General features: G+C 69.3%; 13 protein-coding genes and 1 pseudogene. 5 read left to right on the top strand and 9 right to left on the bottom strand.

Annotation, left to right across the window (positions count from 1 at the left end; genetic code table 11):
• Nucleotides 1-78 precede the first annotated feature (78 nt).
• A complete protein-coding gene (locus LRS07_RS11660; RefSeq protein WP_260498210.1) occupies nt 79-933 on the top strand; it encodes a peptidase associated/transthyretin-like domain-containing protein in 855 nt (284 codons plus the stop codon).
• Between the two features lie 113 nt (nt 934-1,046).
• Here the strand turns inward: LRS07_RS11660 and LRS07_RS11655 are convergent, their stop codons facing one another.
• From LRS07_RS11655 to LRS07_RS22255, 4 genes are all read right to left on the bottom strand, one after another.
• Complete coding sequence (locus tag LRS07_RS11655) at nt 1,047-2,111, bottom strand: tripartite tricarboxylate transporter substrate-binding protein (protein ID WP_260498209.1); 1,065 nt, start codon at nt 2,109-2,111, stop codon at nt 1,047-1,049.
• Between the two features lie 34 nt (nt 2,112-2,145).
• Nucleotides 2,146-3,138: a ketopantoate reductase family protein gene (locus LRS07_RS11650; RefSeq protein ID WP_260498208.1), complete on the bottom strand. Its 993-nt coding sequence runs from the start codon at nt 3,136-3,138 to the stop codon at nt 2,146-2,148.
• Between the two features lie 2 nt (nt 3,139-3,140).
• Complete coding sequence (locus LRS07_RS11645; RefSeq protein ID WP_260498207.1) at nt 3,141-3,824, bottom strand: GntR family transcriptional regulator; 684 nt, start codon at nt 3,822-3,824, stop codon at nt 3,141-3,143.
• Between the two features lie 222 nt (nt 3,825-4,046).
• Nucleotides 4,047-4,301, bottom strand: a complete 255-nt coding sequence (locus tag LRS07_RS22255) for a helix-turn-helix transcriptional regulator (RefSeq protein ID WP_409450642.1) — start codon at nt 4,299-4,301, stop codon at nt 4,047-4,049.
• Between the two features lie 911 nt (nt 4,302-5,212).
• Between LRS07_RS22255 and LRS07_RS11635 the strand changes: the two genes are divergently transcribed.
• Nucleotides 5,213-6,400 carry an L-lactate dehydrogenase gene (locus LRS07_RS11635; RefSeq protein ID WP_260498205.1) on the top strand — a complete coding sequence of 396 codons (1,188 nt, stop codon included), beginning with the start codon at nt 5,213-5,215 and terminating at the stop codon, nt 6,398-6,400.
• A gap of 78 nt (nt 6,401-6,478) precedes the next feature.
• Here LRS07_RS11635 and LRS07_RS11630 read toward each other — a convergent pair whose 3' ends face one another.
• Nucleotides 6,479-7,324, bottom strand: a complete 846-nt coding sequence (locus tag LRS07_RS11630; protein ID WP_260498204.1) for a tripartite tricarboxylate transporter substrate-binding protein — start codon at nt 7,322-7,324, stop codon at nt 6,479-6,481.
• Nucleotides 7,325-7,684: 360 nt separating this feature from the next.
• Between LRS07_RS11630 and LRS07_RS11625 the strand changes: the two genes are divergently transcribed.
• From LRS07_RS11625 to LRS07_RS11615, 3 genes are all read left to right on the top strand, one after another.
• Nucleotides 7,685-9,076, top strand: a complete 1,392-nt coding sequence (locus LRS07_RS11625) for an FAD-binding oxidoreductase (RefSeq protein WP_260498203.1) — start codon at nt 7,685-7,687, stop codon at nt 9,074-9,076.
• 29 nt (nt 9,077-9,105) lie between these two features.
• On the top strand, nt 9,106-9,966 hold the full coding sequence (locus LRS07_RS11620; RefSeq protein WP_260498202.1) for a fumarylacetoacetate hydrolase family protein: 861 nt from the start codon (nt 9,106-9,108) through the stop codon (nt 9,964-9,966).
• Between the two features lie 77 nt (nt 9,967-10,043).
• Nucleotides 10,044-10,865 carry an amidohydrolase family protein gene (locus tag LRS07_RS11615; RefSeq protein WP_260498201.1) on the top strand — a complete coding sequence of 274 codons (822 nt, stop codon included), beginning with the start codon at nt 10,044-10,046 and terminating at the stop codon, nt 10,863-10,865.
• A gap of 63 nt (nt 10,866-10,928) precedes the next feature.
• Here LRS07_RS11615 and LRS07_RS11610 read toward each other — a convergent pair whose 3' ends face one another.
• From LRS07_RS11610 to LRS07_RS11595, 4 genes and pseudogenes are all read right to left on the bottom strand, one after another.
• Nucleotides 10,929-11,915 carry a Bug family tripartite tricarboxylate transporter substrate binding protein gene (locus LRS07_RS11610; RefSeq protein ID WP_260498200.1) on the bottom strand — a complete coding sequence of 329 codons (987 nt, stop codon included), beginning with the start codon at nt 11,913-11,915 and terminating at the stop codon, nt 10,929-10,931.
• 50 nt (nt 11,916-11,965) lie between these two features.
• A pseudogene (locus tag LRS07_RS11605) lies at nt 11,966-13,625 on the bottom strand (acyl-CoA dehydrogenase family protein).
• A gap of 73 nt (nt 13,626-13,698) precedes the next feature.
• The gene (locus LRS07_RS11600; RefSeq protein WP_260498199.1) at nt 13,699-14,106 is read right to left on the bottom strand and encodes a VOC family protein; all 408 of its coding nucleotides are present in this window, start codon (nt 14,104-14,106) and stop codon (nt 13,699-13,701) included.
• Between the two features lie 25 nt (nt 14,107-14,131).
• Entirely contained in the window at nt 14,132-15,271 is a 1,140-nt protein-coding gene (locus LRS07_RS11595; protein ID WP_260502101.1) for a CaiB/BaiF CoA transferase family protein, read from the bottom strand.
• Between the last annotated feature and the right edge of the window lie 92 nt (nt 15,272-15,363).

Here is a 15,363-nt window from a genome sequence, read left to right as displayed (position 1 = left end):
CGGAGTGATGCGAGACGCATAGCAGGCTTGCGGTCTGGGTGCTGTCGAAGGCCACGGGTTGGGCGATAGGCTGCCCCCATGGACGCTGTCCTGCGCAGCGGCACGCACAGGGACATACACATGAAGCATGAGTTCGAGCAGCAGACATCCCGCGGTGTCGTCGACATGAGCCGGCGCGCCGGATTGGGCAAGGTCACCGCGTTGGCGGCCGCGCTGATGTCGCATGGCAGGGTGTTCGCGCCCGGCGCACTGGGCCTTGGCGGCGGCGGCGTGGCGTCGGCGGCGCTGGCGAACTCATGCGTCCTCAGCCCGAATGGACGCACAGGTCCCTTCTACACCGCGCTCAACCTGGTGCGCAGCGACTTGCGCGAGGACAAGACCGGCGTCGTCCTCGACCTCGAACTGACGATCCGAAACACGGCCTGCTCGCCGGTCGTGGGCGCCGCCGTGGCCGTCTGGAGTTGCGACAGCCGCGGCATGTACTCGGAGTACCCGAACGTGAACCCGGACGTGCCTGGCTACACGCAGGTTCCCCTCGGTCAGGTGCCGCCGGAGGCACCGCACTATCCGGAACAGACGCTCGCGCAGCACTTCCTGCGGGGTGTCCAGGTCACCGACGCAATGGGATGCGCCCGATTCAGGATGCTCTATCCGTCGTGGTACGCCACCCGCACGCCGCATGTGCACGTCAAGGTCTACCCCGGCGCGGCGGTGGGCGACACGGCGTCCTACACCGGGCAGTTGTATTTCCCCGAGGCCATCAACAGCGTGGTGCTGAGCAGTCCGCTCTACACCGGCCGGACCGCGGCGCGCGACACGATGAACAACACGGATCGGCACTACGTCGCGATGGGTGGGTTGCAGAACGAGTTGCACCTGACGAGCATGCCGACCGGGTTCCACTCCAGCAAGCAGTTGGTCATCCCCGTCTGAGAGGGTGCCTGGCCGGGATGTGCCAGGGCCCCACGCTGGCCTGATCGGCATCGCCAATTGCGGATGAGCGGCAGGGTGGCGCGTCGCCGCCGCCGGGGCGGCGGCATTCGCCATCAGGACTCGGGGACGTAGCCGATGGTCTTGATCGCGGTGGCCCAGCGCGCGTTGTCGGCGCGCGCCATCCGCACCGCTTCGGCCGGTGTCGAACCGACCGGCTCGATGTACGCCTTGGCGAAGGCCGCGACCAGCGCCGGCGCCGTGAGTGCCTTGCGCACGGCCGACGAGATGTGCTCCTGCAGCGCCGGCGGCGTTCGTCCGTTGACGAACACGGCGTAGCTGTCGCCGCTGGTGAGTTGCGGAAAGCCCTGCTCGGCATAGGTGCCGACCTGTGGGGTGAGCTTGTTGCGCTCGGCGCCGCTGCTGGCCAGGATGCGGACCTTTCCGCCCGCGGTCTGCTGAACCAGGTCGTGCAGAGGCGCCGACAGGGCGGGCACCGTGCCGCCCATCAGATCGGGAAGGGCGGCCGCCGTGCCGCGGTAGTGCACCGGGTTCATCTCGACTTGGATGTCACGGCCCAGGAGCATCGGCAGAAAGTGCAGCGGCGTGCCCGCGCCCGGTGTGGCGAAGCTGGCGTTGCGCGGGTCGAGCCTGACCCACGTCACGTAGTCCCTGAGGTTCCGCACCTCGGCCGGTACCACGGGGCCCACCGCGAAGCCGAACTCCAACCGGTTGGTCAGGCTCACCGGCGCGATGTCGACGAAGGGGTCGTAGCCCAGCTGTTTGAAGGTGAAGGGGTACAGGCTCTGGATGCCGCTGGCATGCACCATCAGCGTCAGCCCGTCGGCCGGTGCCTGGCGCAGGGTGTCGATGGCGATGCGGCCCGCGGCGCCCGATTTGTTGTCGACCACGATGGTGTCGGCCAGATCGCCGCGCATGTGTTCGGCCAGCAGGCGGGCGATCTGGTCGAAGGTGCCTCCGGCCGAGAAGGGCACCAGGATCTTGACCAACTCGGGCCGCCTGCCTTGCGCGCGCAGCCAGCCGCTGCCCAGGGCGGCGGCGGACAGAACCGACAACTGGCGGCGATTCATGATGAGCGTCATGGGAGTCTCCTGTGCTTGCTTTTGTCGAATCACGCTGCGAGCGCCGGCAGCCTCGTGCCGCGGCGCGATCGGGTGCATGGGTGACCGTGGGGGGGTCATCGGTGCCTTGCTGTCAGGGCTGGTAGAGGCCGTGCTTGGCGGCGCGGTGCGCAGCCAGCGCGGTGATGACCTCCAGCGCCGGCGCGTCGATGCCGGCCGCGCGCGCGAAGGCCAGCGGAGCCTTCAGGATGGCCTCGATCTCCATCGGTCGCCGGCGCTCGTAGTCCTGGAAGATCGATGGCTTGTGCTGCGGCGGAAACTCATGCGGCGCGCCCGGCGGCACCGTGCCTTCGGCCACGTCGACGCCATGGGCCGCGGCCACGGCCGTTCCCTCTGCGGTCAGGCGGGCAAACAGCTGGCGGATCGCCGGGTCGGCCCGCGACGGACCGACCGGCTGCTCGATGATCGAGCTCACCACCGAGCCGGCGATGTTCACCAGCAGTCGCCGCCACAGCGTGGCGCGAATGTCGTGCGTGGCGGGCGAGGCCACGTCGGCGGCGGCCAGCGCGGCGCGCAGTCGTTGGACGCGCTCGCTTTGCGCGTCATCGGGCTCGCCGACGATCAACGTGTTGGCGGTGGCCGAGTCGTTCTCGATCACGCCCGGCGCCACCACTTCGTTGGAGGTGTAGATGGTGGCGCCGATCACCCGCTCCGGGGCGATGGCATGGGCCAGCTTGCCGCCCGGATCGAGTCGCGACAGATCGGGTGGCGAAGGGCGCGCGCTCGACAGGCCGTTGGCGTACCACCAGGGAATGCCGTTCTGCACGAACACCACCATCGTGTCGGGGCCCAGCAAGGGGCCGACGGCATCGGCGAAGTCGGGCAGCGCCGTGGCCTTGACCGTGGCGATCACCACGTCTTGCGGGCCGAAGTCGGCGGCGTTCTGGCTGGCCGTCAGCGGACCGAACAGGCGGCGCTCGCCGATGCGCAGCGTCAGGCCCCCATGGGCCCGGATGGCCGCCAGGTGGGTACCGCGCACGATCACGGAGGTGTCGTGTCCGGCGGCCGCAAGCTTGGTGGCGAGGTGGCCGCCGATGGCGCCAGCACCATAGACGCAGATTCGCATGCTCAGTCCTTGCCGGCCAGGAAGTGCTCGGTCGAGGCGCGCGTCAAGGTCAGGTGCTTGCAGATGACGGCCACCGCCGCGTCGGCGTCGCGCGACAGCAGAACCTCCATCAGATGGCGGTGTTCGCGCAGCACTTCCTGCGGCAGCAGCGGCTCGCGGTGCAGCGTCTTCCGGTAGCGGAAGGCCTGGTCGAACAGGTTGGCCTGAAGGCTGGCCAGACGTGGCGACACCACGCCTTGGTACATGGCGGTGTGAAAGCCGCGATGCACCACCTCGAATTGCGCAATGCCGTCGTCGTCGGCGCTGCCGAAGCGGCCGATCTGGAGCTCCAGACGGTGGAAGGCGGCCACGATGCGCGCTTCCCAGGCATCACCGCCGCGCTCCAAGGCCTGCCGCACGGCGGCTTCTTCGACCAAGGTGCGCAACGCGATGAGGTCTTCCAGATCGTCCAGGCTCAACGCGGGGACGGTGAATCCGCGCTGCCCGACGGTGTGCACGAAGCCTTCGCCCACCAGCCGATGCAAGGCTTCGCGAACCGGACTCAGTCCCACCTGGTAGCGGGCCATCAGGTCCTTCATCGCCAGCTTGGCGCGCGGGGCGATGGCGCCGTTGACGATGTCCGCGCGCAGCCTGTCGAAGACGTAATCGGAGTAAGTCAGTGGGGTCGATCCGGCGCCGTTGTCCATGCGTGTCGATGCCGCATATTTCGAAATTCAAGCGTAATTCGAAATTCGTACGGCACGCTAGGGACTAACGCGGGGCTCGAATGCGGGAGCCCGGCGGGATCAGGAACAGGTGCTCTCTTGGGGTCCGGAGGCTCTGCACACGCTGCCCGCTTGGCCAGGGCAGCCCATCGCCTCAAGGTCGCCGGTCGGGTGATGAAGCGACCGTCCTGCGTGCCATGGCCACTAGGCGTTGCGCATCCGGTGTCGCCGCGCCCGCGTCGACAGATAAGCCGCGGGATTTGCACCGAAGTGCTTCTTGAAGCTGCGAGAGAAGTGCGACGGGTTCGGGAATCCCACCTCGAGGGCTATTTCCGTGACCTTCATCGAGGAATTCGCCATCAGTGCAAGGGCGCGCTCCATCCGCCGCTCCGTCACATGCTGCAGTGGCGTCTTGCCGGTGGCGAGCTTGAAGCACCGCGCGAAATGCCACACGCTCATGTGCAGCACGTCGGCCAGGTCCTTCAGCGTCAGGCGCGCCCCCCAGGTTCGCATCGGTGAACGCACACACGCGACGCACCTGCGACGGGTCCAGCGCCCGCTTGCTCGCGCGCGGCGACAGGAAGCCCGTGTAGGCCCCCAGCAGGCGCGCGGCGATGGTCTGGCCCAGCGTGTCGATGAACAACGCGTCCGCGCCCTCGGGATTGCGCAGCAGCTCCAGCACCAGCGAGCCGAGGATCCGCATCCGTTCGTCGCGCACCGGGACACGGCTGCCCAGGCGCAGCGTCTGCTCGGTGGCGGTGGCGTGGACCGCGGCATAGCGCGCCAGCAGGCCGGGTTCGACATTGATGTGCAGGTTGTCGCTGTCGACTTCCCGGGAGTAGTAGGCCGCCTCGCCTGCGGGCACGATGCAGATGTCGCCGACGCCCCAGTACGCACGCTGGCACACCTCCGTGCCGTCGGCCGCCACGCGCATCTGCAGCGACTCTCCGGGGCCGTTGAGTTTGATGATGACCGTGTGCAGCAGCGCGGGCGGCACGTAGAGTTCCCCGGCCGGCCCGTGCTGCACCCAGGCCATCAGCCCCGGCCACTGCAGGCTCTTGCTGGAGGTCCACACCTGTTCGGGAAAACACGTCAGAACGTCCTGGGTGGGTGTCTCCGCCAGCTTTCGAAGTCGGTCAGGGTCAAGCGTCATCGATGCGCGAGCCGTGGCGAGCGGCGGACTCATTAAATCCATCGATGGTACGGCCGGCCGTGCAGCGCCTCCCTGCGCGGCCATGAGCGGCCGGGGCGACCCCGAGCGCACGATTGTCGTAATCGCGCGCAACGGCGTGCCAGCTGACGCGCCGGCCAGCACCTAGAGTCCATGTCCCCCACGCGCGCCGTTGCACGCGAGCCAGACCGGACCGCCCATGACGCTGACCACCATCCATGACCACCGTGACCGGGCGCGCCGGCGCCTGCCCCGCTACCTGTTCGACTACATCGAAGGCGGGGCCCACGAGGAGCAGACCCTGGAGGCCAACGTCGTCGACCTCCGACGGATCAGGTTCCGGCAGCGGGTGATGCGCGATGTCTCGCAGATCTCGACACGCACGGAGCTGTTCGGCGTGCCGATGTCGATGCCGCTGGTGCTGTCGCCGGTCGGCCTCGCCGGCATGTATGCGCGCCGGGGCGAGGCCCAGGCGGCCCGCGCGGCGCAGGCGGCCGACGTGCCGTTCTGCCTGTCCAGCGTGTCGGTGTGCAGCATCGGCGAGGTCAGCCGTGCAGCCACGCCGCCCTGGTTCCAGCTCTACATGATCAAGGATCGTGCGTACATGCGCGAACTGCTGCAGCACGCCGACGCGCAGGGCTGCGCGGTGCTGGTGTTCACGGTCGACCTGCCGGTCCCCGCACCAAGGCATCGCGACGTGCGCTCCGGCTTTTCCGCCGCGCCCGGTCTGCGGCGCTTCCTGAAACTCGCGCGGGACAGCGCCGCGCATCCGGCCTGGATGTGGGACGTGCTGCTGCGGGGCAAGCCCCATTCGTTCGGCAATTTCGCGCCGGGCATCGCCGAGGCCAGCGCCATGAAGAACTTCGGCGCCTGGGTCGGCCGGAACTACGAGCAGGGCCTGAGCTGGGACGACATCGCCTGGATCCGTTCCTGCTGGAAGCGCCCCATCGTCATCAAAGGCATCCTCGACCCTGACGACGCGGAACTGGCGATCGACGCGGGCGCGGACGGGTTGGTCGTCTCCAACCACGGCGGGCGGCAGCTCGACGGAGGCCCGTCCACCATCTCGGTGCTGCCGTCGATCGCGGCGCGCGTGGCGGGCCGGGTTCCCGTGCTGGTCGATGGCGGCATCCGCAGCGGCCCGGACATGCTGAAGGCGCTCGCACTCGGTGCCCAGGCCTGCATGATCGGCAGGGCATGGGCCTATGGGCTGGCGGGCGGCGGCGGCGGCGGCGTCGCCCATGTGCTGGAGTTGCTGCGCAAGGAACTGCGCACGGCCATGGCGTTGACCGGCTGCACCGACGTGCGGGCCGCGGGCCCGGACCTCATCGCTTCGTTCGGCGGCGAGACCGGGCCGTCGGGCCCCGATCACGCCGGGGGCCGATGAACAGGCGGTCCTGACCCGGGGGCCGCAGGCGCCAGCCCGCGTGCCGGCGCCGATGGACCGGCCTCGGCCGGTCGACGCTCACTCCGGCTGGATGCCGAGCTCCTTGACCACGCGGCCCCAGCGCTGCAGGTCTGCCTTCACCAAGTCGGCCACCACCGGCACCGTCGCCGACTGCGGCTTCAGGCCGAGGTTGGCGAAGGCCTCCACCACCGGCTTGGCGGCCAGCGCCCTGCCGACCTGCTCGCTCAGCCGCTGCTGGACGGCAGGCGGGGTGCCGCCGCGCACGAAGATGCCGTACCAGTCCTCGACCATCAGCTGCGGGTACCCCTGCTCCGCATAGGTGCCGGCCTCCGGCGCGTAGGGCGAACGGGTGGCGCCCGAGGTGGCCAGCACGCGCAGCCTGCCGCTCTTGAGATGCGGGGTGAGGTCCGGCAGCGGCGAGGAGATCGCGGCAACCTGCCCACCCATGGTCTCCTGCATCGCCGGCACGGAACCACGGTAGGCCACCGAGCGCAGCGGCACGCCGACGGCACGGCCCAGCAGCAGACCGATGAACTCCATCGGCGCGGACGGCGCCGTGGTGGCGAAGCTGTCGTTCTCCGGATTCGCCTTCACCCAGGCGAAGTAGTCCTTCAGGTTCTTCACCGAGGCCGGGACCATGGGCCCGACGGCCCAGGCGTACTCGATCCGGTTCGTCGTGCTGATCGGCACGAGGTCCTTGACCGGGTCGTAGTTGAGCTGCTTGACCGTGTACGGGTACAGCGTGAGGAGGCCGCCGGGCGCGACCAACAAGGTCTGCCCATCCGGTGCCGACGCCTTGATGTCGTTGACGGCCAGCCGCCCGCCGGCACCCGGCTTGTTCTCGACCACCACCGTCTCCGCCAGCGTGCCGCGCAGCTGCTCGGCCAGGGAGCGCGCGATCATGTCGGTCGCGCCGCCGGGCGGGAACGGGGCAATGATCCGGGCGAGGCTGGGAGCCTGTGCGGATGCGATGGCAGGCAGCGCCGCGGTGGCAAGAGCCAGCGAGAAATCGCGGCGAGACATGAGATTCATCAGTTGCTCCTAGGGGCCGAAGGCGGGCAGTCAATGTGGCCGGCAATGCTAGGAGGCGCACCGCCCCGCGGCTTGCACCTTCCTGCTCGGGACTTGGCTAAAGTTGCTGGACGGGATCGGCGTTTTCCCGGGGCCGTCGAGCACACGAAAGTGCAGGTCCGGCGCAGCATGCGACAAGCAGCGCACGGGCGCGGCGCCTACGATCGGCAGCGCCCCCAGACACCCGCCCTCATGCCTTTGCCCCCTCAGCTGATCGACCGACTTCAAGGCATCGTGGGCCGAGAGGGCTTGCTCCTCGACGGCGACGTGCATGCACGCACCACCCAAGGGATGCGGCCGGAGCCGCTGAGGGCCGGTGTCCTCGTGCGCCCCAAGACCACCGCCGACGTCTCGGCCGTTCTCAAGCTGTGCCACCAGGCCCGTGTCGCGGTCGTGCCCCAGGGGGGACTGACCGGCCTGGTCCATGGCACCGACGCTGAGGAAGGCGACGTCATCCTCTCGCTCGAGCGCATGAACGCCGTCGAGAACATCTCCGCCAGCCAGCGGGTGGCCGTCGTGCAGGCCGGCGTCTCGCTGCAGCGGCTGCAGGAGGCCGCCGAAGACGCCGGGCTGTTCTTTCCGGTCGACCTGGGCGCGCGCGGCACCGCCACCGTCGGCGGCGCCGTGGCCACCAACGCCGGCGGCAATCGGGTCATCCGCTGGGGAACGATGCGCGACTCGGTGCTCGGCCTGGAGGCCGTCCTGGCCGACGGCGCCGTGCTGTCGTCGATGAACCAGGTGCTCAAGAACAACACGGGCTACGACCTCAAGCAGCTCTTCATCGGTGCCGAAGGCACATTGGGCGTGGTCACCCGCATCGCCGTTCGCCTGCGCGAGGCACCGGTCGGCCGCGCCATGGGCCTGGCCGCGCTGGACAGCTTCGAGCATGTGATCGCGCTGCTCAAGCACATGGACCGCGGCTTGAACGGCACCCTCTCGGCCTTCGAGGTGCTGTGGGACGACTTCTACGAGCTGGTGACCACGGCACCGGCGCTGTCGCGTCCGCCGCTGCCGCACGGCCACAGCCACTACGTGCTGCTGGAATGCCTGGGCGGCGACCCCACCCGTGACCAGGAGCGCTTCGAATCCGCCCTCGGCGAAGCCATGGAGGCCGGGCTGGTGGCCGACGCCAGCATCGCCCAGACCGAGCGCGACTGCGCGGCCCTGTGGGCCATGCGCGACGACGTTCAGCAGATGGGCCGCTTCGGCCACCCGTTCGCCTACGACGTGTCGTTGCCGCTGGCGAACACCGAGGCCTACACCCACGCCCTGCGTGCCGGACTGCACGCAGCCTTCGGCGAGCACCGCTGCTGGTTCTACGGGCACCTGGGCGACGGCAACCTGCACGTCGTGGTGCAGGTGCCGCATCCCGACGCCGCCGCGCATGCCGTGGTCGATGCCCTGGTCTACGAGCCGCTGGCCGCACAAGGCGGCGCCATCTCGGCCGAGCACGGCATCGGCCTCGACAAGAAGGCCTGGCTCCATGTCTCGCGCAATCCGGTCGAGCTGACCGTGATGCGACGCCTCAAACAGGCCCTCGATCCCCTGGGCATCCTCAACCCGGGCAAGCTGCTGCCCGACTGAACAGCCATTCGAATGACGGAGATGGACACATGAAACTGCTGCGACACGGCATCCAAGGCGCTGAAAAACCCGGCCTCCTGGCCGGCGACGGCACGCTACGCGACCTCTCCGGCCTGCTGGCGGACCTCGGGCCGGACCAACTCGCGCTCGGCGCGCTGGCGGCCCTGCGCGCCATCGACCCGATGCGCCTTCCCGTCGTGGAGGGCACGCCCCGCCTGGGTCCGCCCATCGCCGGCACGCGCAAGTTCATCGCCATCGGGCTCAACTACCACGACCACGCCGAGGAGTCCGGCCAGAGCGTTCCGAACGAACCGGTGGTCTTCAGCAAGTGGACCAGCTGCATCGGCGGGCCCAACGACGACATCGTTCCGCCGCCCGGCTCCACCATGCTCGACTGGGAGGTGGAACTGGGCATCGTGATCGGCAGCACGGCCCGATCCGTCGGCGAGGCCGATGCACTGGCCCACGTGGCGGGTTACTGCGTGGTCAACGACGTCTCCGAACGCCACTTCCAGCTCAAGCGCGACGGCGGCCAGTGGGACAAGGGCAAGGGCTTCGACAGCTTCGGCCCGGTGGGGCCCTGGCTCGTCACGAGCGACGAGGTCGGCGACCCGCAGTCGCTGGACCTCTGGCTGAAGGTCAATGGCAAGACGATGCAGAACGGCACCACGTCCAAGATGATCTTCTCCTGCGCCCGGCTGGTCAGCTACTGCAGCGGGCTGATGACGCTGGAGCCGGGCGACATCATCGCGACCGGCACGCCGGCCGGCGTCGGCCTGGGCATGAAGCCGCCGGTGTTCCTGCAGCCGGGAGACGTCGTGGAACTGGGCATCCGCGGCCTGGGGACACAGCGTCAGCAGGTTGCCCGCCGGTCCGCGCCGAACGCCTGACCGCGGCAGACCGGCTCCATGACCCCCGGCGACCGTCGGCGATCGGCGCCGAGCCGCCGACGCAGCGAGACCCATCGATGATCATCGACGCCTGGAGCCAGCATCCCACCCTGCGGCACACCCGAGACCCGATCTTCGACTCGCTGCGGCGCTGGACCAAGGCCGCGGTGCCGACCGAGGAGCTGCCCGTCGCCATGACGGTCGCCGCCATGGACCAGGGCAACGTCGACCGGTCGCTGATCTGCGCCTGGGTCGGGCCACGCAACGTGATGATCTCGAACGACGAGGTGGCGGGTTTCGTCGCGCAGGCGCCCGACCGGCTGGTCGGTGTGGGCTCGGTGGACATCGGCAAACCCATGGCCGCGGTGCGCGAGGTCCGACGCTGCGTCGAGGAACTGGGCTTCCGCGCCATCCGCGTGTTGCCTTGGTTGTGGGAGTTGCCGCCCACCGATCGGCGCTTCTACCCGGTCTACACCGCCTGCGCGGAGCTCGGCGTCCCGTTCTGCACGCAGATCGGCCACACCGGTCCGCTGATGCCCAGCGAGGTGGGCCGCCCGATCTACCTGGACCAGGTCGCGCTCGACTTCCCCGAGCTCACCATCGTCGGCGGGCACATCGGCTACCCCTGGACGGACGAGGCCATCGCCGTGGCGACCAAGCACGAGAACGTCCACATCGACACCTCGGCCTACACCGTCAAGCGCTACCCCGCGGCGCTGGTCGACTTCATGCGCGGCCACGGCCGGCGCAAGGTGCTGTTCGGGACCAACTACCCGATGATCCTGCCGGCCAAGGCGCTCGACGGCATCGACACGTTGGAACTGGACGACGAGGCGAGATCGCTCTTCCTCGGCGGCAACGCGTTGCGCGTGTTCAAGCTGCCACCGGCTGGCGCCTGAAGGCCGGGCGCCCTGAACGCAGCGGCAGGCGAACGGCGTGAACCGGCCGCCCCCGATCCCGGTTCAGTCCGCGCTGGCGCCGGTCGCCCGCACCACTTCGCGCCATGTCTCCACCTGCTCGCGAAAGTAGTCGGCGTACTTCTGCGGCGTGTCGATGGCGGACGTCTCGACACCCAGGCGGGCGAAGGCGCTCTGCATGTCCGGCGCGCGCAGCGCCGCCTGCGCTGCGGCGCTGAGCCTGTCGACGACGTCCCGGGGCAGGCCGGCAGGACCGACCAGCCCGAAGGCGACCCCCTGGTCCATCAAGGGCACCCCCAACTCCCGGAACGTCGGCACCTCGGGAAGCACCTTGGAGCGACCGCTCGCGGCCACCGCCAACGGACGAAGCTTGCCGCTCTTGATGTGCGGCGCGGCGGTCAGGACGTCCAGGTACATCATCGTCACCTGGTTGCCGAGGAGGTCGTTCAACGCCGGCGCGGTGCCCTTGTACGGGACGTGCATGAGCTTGGCGCCCACGTTGCGGTTGAACATCTCCCCGGCGAGGTGGTTCGTGCTGCCGTTGCCGGACGAGGCGTAGGACAGCCCCTCGCGGCCTTTGGCGTAGGCGACCAGTTCGGTCAGCGTGCGAATGGGCGAGGCCGCGTTCACGACCAGCACGTTCGGGATCTCGCCGACGTAGGCGATGGGCGTGAAATCCTTCAGCGGATCGAAACCCGGATTCTTGTAGAGACTGGTGTTGATGAGCAGCGGCCCCGAGCTTCCGAACAGCAGCGTGTAGCCGTCGGCCGCCGACTTGACGACGTGCACCGTGCCGATGTTGCCGCCGGCGCCCGGCTTGTTGTCGACCACCAGCGGCTGGCCCAGCGACTGGCGCATGCCCTGCGCCAGCGCGCGCGCCAAGCCGTCGGTGGGCCCCGCCGCCGTGAAGGGCACCACCACCGTGACCGGCCGCGCCGGATAGCGACCTTCGGTTTGCGCCACGGCCGCCAGCACCGTGGTGCAGAGGGCGACCGCCGCGAGGCCGCGCCAAACACTCAGAAAACCGCTCATCTCCGTCTCCTTTGATTCTGTGGGTTCACGCCGCAACCAGGCGGCCCTGTTCAAGCGCCGGCCAGCAGGCCCAGCCGTCTCAACCGCGGGTCCAGTCGGTGCACCAGCACCTGGCGCGCGAAGTCCGCCCGATGGCCCAGCCCGGGTTGACCGGCTTCCCAGGCGAAGATCACCGCGCTGCCGATGTGGTACAGGGCCGACGCCACTTCGCGCGCCTCCTCGTCGCTGGACGCCGCCGCCGCCCGCTCCGCGTGGCGCAGCACGGTGTCCAACCGGTCCGACAGAAGACCGGTCAGCGAGGTCGGCGTCGAGGTGAGCAGGCCCCGCAGGTGCCGGCCGTACGCGTCGAGGGCGTTCTCCCGCACGATGGCGCGGTAGACGTCGAGGGCCACGATGTTGCTCGTGCCCTCCCAGATCGATCCGAGGTGGGCTTCGCGCAGCAGCCGCGGCTCCGTCCACTCTTCGATGTACCCGCAGCCACCACGAACCTCCATCGCGTCACCGGTCACCTGCCGGGCGTCGCGGCAGGCGCGGAACTTGATCAGCGGCGTCATGATGCGCACCAGCCTGCGCGCCTGTTCGTCGCCTGCGTCGGCCCGCTGCAGCGCCTGCGCGGTCTGGAAGCCAAAGGAGCGCGCCTGCTCGGTCGGCAGGGCCATCTTCTCCAGTTGCCTTCGCATGAGCGGCAGATCGACCAGGCGCTTGCCGAAGGCATGGCGGTGGGTGGCGACGAAGCGCGCCTCGGTCAGGGCTCGGCGCATGAGCGCGCCGGAGCGCACGCCGTTCGACAGGCGCGAGCTGTTGACCATCTCGGCCATCTGCTGGAAGCCCTTCCCTTCCCGGCCGACGAGGTACGCCTCCGCGCCCTCCAGGCGGATCTCGCCGCTGGCCATCGAGCGCGTCCCCATCTTGTCCTTGAGCCGCACGATGCGGTACTGGTTGGCGGTGCCATCCGCCTTCACCCGCGGCATGAGGAACAGGCTCACCCCCCCCCATGCCGGCTGGTGCCCCCTCGGGCCGCGCCAGCACCATCGCCAGGTCGGCGCTCGCGTTGGAGCAGAACCACTTGTCGCCGTGGAGCGTCCAGTGCGCGCCGGCTCGGCGGGCGACCGTCGTGGTGCGCGCGATGTCGGAGCCGGCGCTCTGCTCCGTCATGAACATGGCCCCCTGGACGTAGTTGTCGATGTCGAGCGACGTCAGGCGCGCGAAGAAGCGCTCGACCAGTTCCGGATGACCGTACTTCTTCAGCGTGCGGGTGAGCGAATCCGTCATGTTCACCGGGCAGGTCAGGCCGAACTCGGCCTGCGAGAAGAGGTAGAACAGCGTGTACTTCGCGACGGCCGGCAGCGGTGCAGGCCAGCCGAGCACCCCGGGCACATGCGAGGCCGCCGCCAGGCCGAAGGTCGAGAACGCCCACTTCTCCAGTTCCACGTATGCGGGGTTCTTGACGACTTCGTTGCAGTCATGGCCCTGCCGGGTGCGCACGACCAGCTCCGGCGGCTTCTTGTCCGCGATGGACGCCAGCACCTCGAACCTGCCGCCCGCCAGCTCGCCCAGCCGGTGCAGGTGCGGCGTCAGGTGGGCCAGCAGCGGTGCCTCCAGGTACAGCGCGAGCAGCGCCGGCAGATCGGCATCGGCGACGTACAGGTTCTGGCCCATGCTGTCGGGTATGGGATCCAGGGCCGCGACGGCCTCTGCAGGATGTGACATGTGAACCCTTTGCAGTTGGTGAGGAGAGGTGGGGCTGATCGGCCGCCCGTGGCCGCCATCCGGTGCGGCGCCTTCAGACGTAGTAGCCCGGCAGCGCGTCCCTGCGTTCCGACGCCGGCTCGAAGAGCTCGAGCAGCACGCCGTCGGGCGCTTCCACCATCAGGTACGCCCCGTCGGCCGAGCGCTTGACGGGTTGGCGCAGCGGCACGCCGTCGTCGCGCATCCGCTCGTACAGTGCATCCAGCGCGTCGACCTGGATGCCCAGGTGATGGAAGGCGTTCCTGCCCTCGCCTCGCGGCGGCTGGTCATAAAAGTGCAGCCTGCCGACGCCGATCTGGACGAAGACGTTGCGCGAGCCGGCATACGGTGCGTCCCAGACCACGCGGGCGCCGAACCACCTGGCATAGAACGCCAGGCTGAGGTCCAGGTTGGACGCGAAGACATGGACATGGTGGAGGTTGAAGGACGGGCGGTCGGACATGCGGTGCGCCGTGCGATGCGTTGGGTCAAGGCGCCTGGCCGAAGCCGGCCGGTGCGATGCGGTAGGTGGCCGGCGTGCGGGACAGCTTGATCGGTGAACCGAGGCCGGTGTAGGTGTCGCCGATCGCCACGACCATGCCGCGCTCCGCGGTCTGCGCGTGCGCCAACGCCTGGTCGACCGTCAGCACCGGCCCGCACGGAACGCCGGCCGCCATGAGGCCGAGGGCCAGCCGATGCCCGTCGCCGGGCAGGATGAGCGCGGCCAGCACCTCGCGCAGGGCGTCACGGTGCCTGGACCGGTCGCTGTTGGACCGGAATCGCGCGTCGTTCGCCAGTTCGCCCTGTCCCAGATGGGCGCACAGGCGGGCGAACTGCACGTCGTTGCCCACCGCCAGATACAAGGCGACCGACTGCGTCGGGAAGACGTCGTAGGGGTAGATGTTGGAGTGCGCGTTGCCGACCCGGGCGGGGGTGCGGCCGGACAGGAAGTAGTTGGCGGCGTAGGGATGCAGCATCGAAAGGCCGCTGTCGTACAGCGCCGATTCGACGAACTGGCCCTTTCCGCTGCGCTCACGCTCCTGCAGCGCGAACATCACGCCCAGCGCGGCGTTGAGCCCCGTCACCATGTCGATCACGGGAAAGCCGACCCGGCAAGGCTCGCCGTCCGCCGGACCGTTGAGGCTCATCAGGCCGACCATCGCCTGCACGGCCGTGTCGTACGCCGGAAGCCCGCCGAGCGGACCGGTGTCGCCGAAGCCGGTGACGCGGCAGTACACCAGTCGCGGGAACCGGCGCTGCAGCGACGCCGGGTCCAACCCCCACCGCTCCATCGTTCCGGCGCGGAAGTTCTCCACCAGCACGTCGCACTGCGCGATGAGCGCGAGCACCTCGGAGCGCCCCTCGGCCGTGGCGAGGTTCACCACCCGGTTCCGCTTGTTGCGGTTGATGCCGATGTAGTACGACGCCGTCCCGTCCTTGAACGGCGGACCCCATGTGCGGGTTTCGTCGCCGCTGGGCGGCTCCACCTTGACGACATCGGCACCGTGGTCGCCAAGGATCTGTGTGCAGAAGGGCCCGCCGAGGACACGCGACAGGTCGAGCACCCGAATGCCCGCAAGCGCACCCGGCTGCGGCGTGCCGCGGGGCAGGAAGTCAGTGGTCGCCATGTCGTCTGCGTGACCGTCCAGCGGGCCCTCTCGGTGGTCTGGTGGGATGCACTGTAGGAAGGGCGACTGATCCCGTCCAATTGAATGTTCGT

This window comes from Aquabacterium sp. J223 (genome assembly GCF_024666615.1).
Classification (GTDB): Bacteria; Pseudomonadota; Gammaproteobacteria; order Burkholderiales; family Burkholderiaceae_C; genus J223.
This window is presented reverse-complemented; position numbering and strand designations above follow the sequence as displayed.